Origin of the sequence: Pedobacter jamesrossensis (assembly GCF_042650905.1) — a bacterium.
GTDB classification, from domain to species: Bacteria; Bacteroidota; Bacteroidia; order Sphingobacteriales; family Sphingobacteriaceae; genus Pedobacter; species Pedobacter jamesrossensis.
In genome coordinates this window covers 39,442-45,998 of the sequence record NZ_JBHSBY010000127.1, presented here as the reverse complement: position 1 = coordinate 45,998, position 6,557 = coordinate 39,442, and the positions used below count along the sequence as shown (strand labels likewise).

The following is a 6,557-nucleotide window of genomic DNA, read 5'->3' as shown; positions in this document are numbered from 1 at the left end:
TCGCACAAAGCAAATAAGCTTCAAGAACTTATGCCAAACAATTGGGCTAAAACAACTGTCTAAAAATTATCTGATAAAAAAAGATGGGTTGGTCGTATGCTTACAAATCAACGTAGTCGCTAGAAATTTGGTCAACATAACAAAATGCTAGTCTATGAAAAAATTCACTTGTTGAGTTCTTGTACCAAAACTCATTAATTTGTGGGTCAGCCCAGCTTAAACGCATACCATCAAAACTTTTCATTGCGATATGCTCATCAAGTTCTACAAAATCTTTCATACCTATAATTTAGGAAATTTAGTTAACTCTTCTTCTTTCTTCTTATCCACAATTTTGGCATAAATCTGTGTCATTTCGATTTTGCTATGTCCCAATAATTCTTTCATGGTATATAAATCAATTCCGAAAGTCAAACCAATTGTGGCAAATGTGTGTCGAGCTGCATGAAAATGCATATTTTTCGTTATTCCTGCTTCCAGCCCCCAAAATTTTAAGTACATATTAGTAACCTGTCCAGTTGGCAAATCCCAAAATATTTTTCTATTGATAGGGTGAACCTCTACTTCTTTTATAATTTCCTTAACCTGCTCAGTAAGTGGTATTCTCACAATTTTCCGAATAGTTTTTTGGGGTCTAAAAACGATGTGTCCATCTTGAATTTCGTCAAAAGTTATTTTCCTCACATCACTGTATCTCAAGCCAGTGAAGCAACTAAAAAGAAATGCATGTCTCACTTGACTATTACCTCTTTTAGGAACGCTTTTCGCTAACGTTCTAACTTCGTCTATAGTTAAAGTTGTTCTTTCCAAGTATTCTTCTTCAACGGCCTTAAACTCGGAAAATGCAGAAGATTTTATATAGCCTTTAGTAATCAACTTATTGTAATACTGCCTAAATACGCCCATGTAGGCACTGGTAGTATTCTGACTAACCTTAGTTAAAAGGTATTTTTGAAAATTTTCTAAGAACTCAACATTAACATCGCTAAATGTCGTATGCTTATCTTCTACATATCTATGAAGATGTATATTAAGACATTCCAGTTTATAGTTAAATTTTTTATTTAAACAATCGTCAACATAATCCAACAGGTTGTAATTAACCTTTCCTGGAACTTCATATCCATGAGCTGAAAAATTTAGTTCTGTTTCTCTAGCATTTCTTATTGCCTGTAGTAATTTAAAGTTTTCTTTATCAACTTCCATCACACGAGCCTTAGGATTTGAGTAATCCTTATGAACATATATGCTTAAAAATTCATAATTGCGCTTACCTTTGCCATCAGATTTCATATAGATATCTAAATAGGCGCTAAATTTACCAGATTTGAGTTCTTTATATCTTACACTTATCATTTGTTATTTTTGTTACTCGAAAACACACAAGTTACTCGATGAAGTAACAAAAGTAACATAAACTGTCAAAGATTAAAATTTAAGTAAATAAATAATTAACACTTAAAATACTATTAAATAAGTAATTAACTATTAAAATCTATATTAAGCTATTTAAATTTACATCATAATAAAAGCATGTCCGGTATTTACATCCATATTCCATTCTGCAAAAAAGCTTGCCATTATTGCGATTTCCATTTCAGCACCTCGTTAAAATATGCTGATGAAATGGTTGAAAGCATTTGCAAAGAAATTAAAATGAAAAAGGATAGGATTAATGGTCAGGTCGGAAGCATTTATTTCGGCGGGGGTACACCTTCCATCCTATCTCAAGCAGCTTTACAAAAAATTTTCGATGCCATAAATCACACTTTTTCTGTTGATGCAAATGCAGAAATTACGATAGAAACTAATCCAGATGATTTAACTGCTCAAAAATTAAAAGAATTAAAACAACTGCCAGTTAACCGCTTTAGCGTTGGCATACAATCTTTTTTTAACGAAGATTTGATTTGGATGAACCGGGCGCACAACGCTACCGAAGCGGAAGACTGTATAAGGAGAAGCCAGGATGCTGGGTTTGAAAACTTAACACTTGATTTAATTTATGGCTATCCTTTACTCACCGATGCTAAATGGTTAAATAACATCCAAAAAGCTGTAGAATTACATGTTCCACACATATCAGCCTACGCCCTTACTGTTGAGCCACGAACTGCATTGGCGCATGCGATAAAGGCTAAAAAGCAGGTTCCAGTGAGCGATAACCAAAGTGCTGCTCAGTTTGTTATTTTAATGGAACAGTTACAAAAAGCAGGTTTTGAGCATTATGAAATATCGAATTTTGCAAAACCTGGCTGTTACGCCATTCATAATACAAATTACTGGAAAGGTGTAGATTATATAGGAATTGGCCCATCAGCGCATGGTTTTGATGGCCAAAACAGATATATGAACCCTGCAAATAATGCCCAATACATAGAAACTTTAGCCGGAAATAAACTTCCAGAAGTTATAGAAGAGCTTAGCTTAAATAACAGGTTTAACGAATATATTATGACTTCGTTGAGAACCATGTGGGGTGTTGATTTAGCAAAAATAAATAGTGACTTTGGCAAAGACTACCATGAAGAAACGATGCATAATCTTCGCAGCTTTGAAGATAAAGATTGGTTAATAATTAACGAGAATAATGTTAAGCTAAGTAAGGAAGGCAAGCTATTCGCCGACCATATTGCATCAGAATTGTTTATAATTAATGATTGAATAAGCGAATTTTGAATGATTGATTATGTAAATCGCTAGCATCAATTCTTGTCTGATTCAAAATTAAAAAGATATATGTCAAAAATTGTATGGATTACAGGCGCTTCATCAGGAATCGGCGAAGCGTTGGTTTATAAATATTTTAATGCTGGTGATAAATTAATTATTTCCGGCCGTAATCGTGATGAGTTATTTAGAGTAAAAGGCAATTGCCAAAACTCTTTTAATGTACATGTTTTAACTTTCGATTTAAGTGAAACAGAAATACTGAAAAGCAAAGCAGAAGATGCAATAAAAATTTTTGGTAAAATAGATTTGCTAATCAATTCTGGCGGTGTTAGTCAAAGAGGATTAGCTTTAGAAACCTCAATAGAAACCGAACAACAAATTATGAACACCAATTTTTGGGGAACTGTTGCCTTAAGTAAAGCTGTTTTACCTGTAATGATTAAAAGCGGTGGCGGACAAATTGTTGTAATAAGTAGCTTGGTTGGTAAATTCGGAACAAAATTGCGTTCGGCTTATGCGGCTTCAAAACATGCACTTCATGGTTATTTTGATTCTCTTCGTTCGGAAGTTTACGATAAAAATATAAACATTACGATTGTTTGTCCGGGCTTTATAAAAACAAATGTTTCGGTAAATGCTTTAACCGCTAATGGCAACGCCCAGGGAACTATGGATGAGGCACAAGGCAATGGAATGAGTGCAGAAGAATGTGCAAACCAAATTATTACAGCAATAAACGCAAAAAGCGTAGAAGTTTATATTGGCGGAAAAGAAACCAAAGCAATATTTTTAAAACGTTTTTTCCCAAACTATTTTTCTAAGAAAATTAGAGAAGCAAAGGTTACCTAAATAATTGCCTACTATCTAAAAGCCTGTAAATTTTATCAGAATTTATAGGCTTTTTCATTTAAAATCTGCTGGAAAGAATAATATAAATTGAACAGAAACCAAGTTCTGTAAACCGCATTATAACGATATACTTTTTCGTTGCATTCCTTTAAGATTAAGGTAAACACTAACGAAAAAGATTTAGCGAAAAGGCGGACTACACTACCAATGTAATTTCTACAGTACCTTTTCAATACAAAATAAAACACTAAATATCAATAACTTACAATTTTATTTTTATTTCTAAAAACCAAGCATCTGTTTCCCATCGTAAATGGAATCAAATAACAGAAACTTAAAAATTAGAAATAATGAAAAAATTAATCCTATCTGCAATTGCCGTTGTAACTATGGCATTTACAAGTCAAGTTTACGCTCAAAAAAATCCAATGGTTGGTGGCGCTGCCATGTATGCAACTAAAGATATTGTTGATAATGCTGTAAATTCAAAAGACCACACGACACTGGTTGAGGCTGTTAAAGCTGCAGGGTTGGTAGAAACTTTAAAAAGTGATGGTCCTTTTACCGTTTTCGCTCCAACAAATGCCGCTTTCGATAAATTACCTGCCGGAACAGTTGCTACTTTAGTAAAACCAGAAAACAAAGCTACTTTAACCAAAATTTTAACTTACCATGTTGTTGCAGGCAAAATGGATAGCAAAGCAATTGCTGCTGCAATTAAAGCAGGTGGTGGTAAAGCTGAGCTAACAACGGTTCAGGGCGAAAAAATTACCGCACACATGATGGGCAAAAAATTAATGTTAACTGATGCAAAAGGTGGAATGAGTACTGTAACCATTGCTGATGTAAACCAAAAAAATGGTGTTATACATGTTATTGATACCGTTTTAATGCCTAAATAATATTTCACATCCCAGTAACTATAACTAAACGTTTCTACCTAGGTAGGAACGTTTTTTTTTGTGTATAAGTTAATCAGGTATAAGCTTATTTGTCAGCTGTTTTTCAGGTTTTGTATTTTGTAGCAAATGCTGCTTCCAAGTATTTAGCTTTGCACAGCAATAACTTGAATGAGTTTTGATTAATAAAATCTTAAGTATCTAAATCTTTCGCAACTCAATTATTCAATAATTAAAAACCATGCATCCCAACATCGTAAAAATTCAAGAGAATATCGAGCCGTTAAGGCAGCAGATTATCAACCACAAAGTTTATAATGAGATTAGCGAATTAGAGGATTTACAAATTTTCATGGAGCACCATATTTATGCCGTATGGGATTTTATGTCGCTTTTAAAAGCTTTACAGATAAACTTAACTTGTACCACTTTGCCGTGGTTTCCGGTTGGCGATGCTGTAACCCGCCAATTAATTAATGAAATTGTTGCAGGCGAAGAGAGTGATGTTGATGCTAATGGTGATATTAAAAGCCATTTTGAGTTGTATTTAGATGCAATGGCTCAATGTGGTGCTAATGTAGAAACAGTTAAAAATTTCTTAACTTCTATACAAAAAGGAAGAGATTTTGATATGGCCTTCGAGTTGGCTCAGGTTCCTGCTGCCGCCAGAGATTTTGTAAAATCAACTTTCGATACAATAAACATTGGCAAAACACACTTGCAAGCAGCTAGTTTTACTTTTGGTCGCGAAGATTTAATTCCTAATATGTTTTTTAGCATGGTTAACGATTTAAATAGTACGCAACCAGAAAAGGTGTCGGTTTTTAAATATTACCTGGAACGTCATATCGAAATTGATGGCGATCATCATAGTCATTTAGCATTATCTATGACAGAAAAACTTTGTGAAAAAGACGAGGCTTTTTGGGCTGAAGCAGAAGAAATAACTAAAATTGCTTTGCAGAAACGTATAGATTTGTGGGATGCTGCTTATGCAGAAATCGTTAAAAACAAAGTTTTAGCTTAATTATTAAATTGTTAAGGATTTATTAATTTTAGATTACGTGATTTTCGTCACATTTGATAGTTAGTATATATTTTGTAAAATAAAATTTACACATTTGTTGTTCGGCACAAATAACCGATTTTAAGCGCATGAGTTTCATTTTAAAACCAGTTGATATCGTTGAGAGTATCACTCCCGAAGATTTCAAGAAAAATTATCTGAAAACAAAACGTCCGTTAGTAATTAGAGGCTTAACTAAAGATTGGCCTGCGAGAGAAAAATGGACAACAGAATATCTAAAAGAAATTGGTGGCGAATTAGAAGTTCCATTATATGATAACTCTAAAGCAGACCCATCTAAACCAATTAATGCGGCAACTACACACATGAAATTTGGCGATTATTTGGATTTGATTAAGCGTGAGCCAACAGAATTGAGAATTTTCTTCTTTAATCTGTTTAAAAAAGTACCAAGCTTAATTAATGATATAAAAATACCTAAAGATTTAATGGGTGGTTTTATCGAAAGTATGCCAGCAATGTTTTTTGGTGGTTCTAACTCGGTAACTTTTCTACATTATGATATCGATTTACCCCACATTTTCCATACACATTTCGGCGGACGTAAACACATCGTTCTTTTCGATAATAAATGGAAAGACCGCTTATATTGCTTACCAAATGCTACCTATGCTTTAGAAGATTATGATGTAGCTAATCCAGATTTCGAAAAATTCCCAGCATTAAATGGCGTGGAAGGTTACGAAGTTTTCTTAGAACATGGCGACACTTTATTTATGCCAACAGGTATGTGGCACTGGATGAAATATTTAGATGGCTCTTTCTCATTAAGTCTTCGGGCTTGGGACCAATCTATTACCAGAAAGGTAGCTAGTGTTTGGAGTTTATTTACTCACGGTGCCATTGATAGCTTAATAAAAATGACTTTCAAAGAAAAATACGCTCATTGGAGAGAAAAGAAAGCAGTTAAAATTGCAGAGAACGCATTAGCAAAAGGAAAACCTTAAAATAAAACTTTAACGCCATCAATTTACTGGCTTTTTAGGAAAAAATTACAACGGGGCATCGTTTTACGATAGCCCCGTTTTTTGTTATTATTGCGTTTAAAT

The 6,557-nt window shown here is 33.7% G+C and carries 7 protein-coding genes; 5 read left to right on the top strand and 2 right to left on the bottom strand.

Annotation, left to right across the window (positions count from 1 at the left end):
• Positions 1-100: 100 nt before the first annotated feature.
• Positions 101-280 (bottom strand): hypothetical protein, encoded by a 180-nt coding sequence (locus tag ACFOUY_RS13945; protein ID WP_378961443.1) that lies wholly within the window; start codon positions 278-280, stop codon positions 101-103.
• A gap of 2 nt (positions 281-282) precedes the next feature.
• On the bottom strand, positions 283-1,356 hold the full coding sequence (locus ACFOUY_RS13940) for a site-specific integrase (protein WP_378961442.1): 1,074 nt from the start codon (positions 1,354-1,356) through the stop codon (positions 283-285).
• A 177-nt stretch (positions 1,357-1,533) separates the two neighbouring features.
• Between ACFOUY_RS13940 and hemW the strand changes: the two genes are divergently transcribed.
• The 5 genes from hemW to ACFOUY_RS13915 all read left to right on the top strand — a co-directional run bounded on the left by hemW (position 1,534) and on the right by ACFOUY_RS13915 (position 6,455).
• Entirely contained in the window at positions 1,534-2,664 is a 1,131-nt protein-coding gene (hemW, locus tag ACFOUY_RS13935) for a radical SAM family heme chaperone HemW (RefSeq protein WP_378961441.1), read from the top strand.
• A gap of 75 nt (positions 2,665-2,739) precedes the next feature.
• Positions 2,740-3,522: an SDR family oxidoreductase gene (locus ACFOUY_RS13930; protein ID WP_378961439.1), complete on the top strand. Its 783-nt coding sequence runs from the start codon at positions 2,740-2,742 to the stop codon at positions 3,520-3,522.
• A gap of 350 nt (positions 3,523-3,872) precedes the next feature.
• Positions 3,873-4,424, top strand: coding sequence for a fasciclin domain-containing protein (locus ACFOUY_RS13925; protein WP_378961438.1), 552 nt, complete (start codon positions 3,873-3,875; stop codon positions 4,422-4,424).
• Positions 4,425-4,662: 238 nt separating this feature from the next.
• A complete protein-coding gene (locus ACFOUY_RS13920) occupies positions 4,663-5,448 on the top strand; it encodes a DUF3050 domain-containing protein (RefSeq protein WP_378961437.1) in 786 nt (261 codons plus the stop codon).
• A gap of 128 nt (positions 5,449-5,576) precedes the next feature.
• Complete coding sequence (locus ACFOUY_RS13915; RefSeq protein WP_378961436.1) at positions 5,577-6,455, top strand: cupin-like domain-containing protein; 879 nt, start codon at positions 5,577-5,579, stop codon at positions 6,453-6,455.
• The last annotated feature ends 102 nt before the right edge of the window (positions 6,456-6,557 follow it).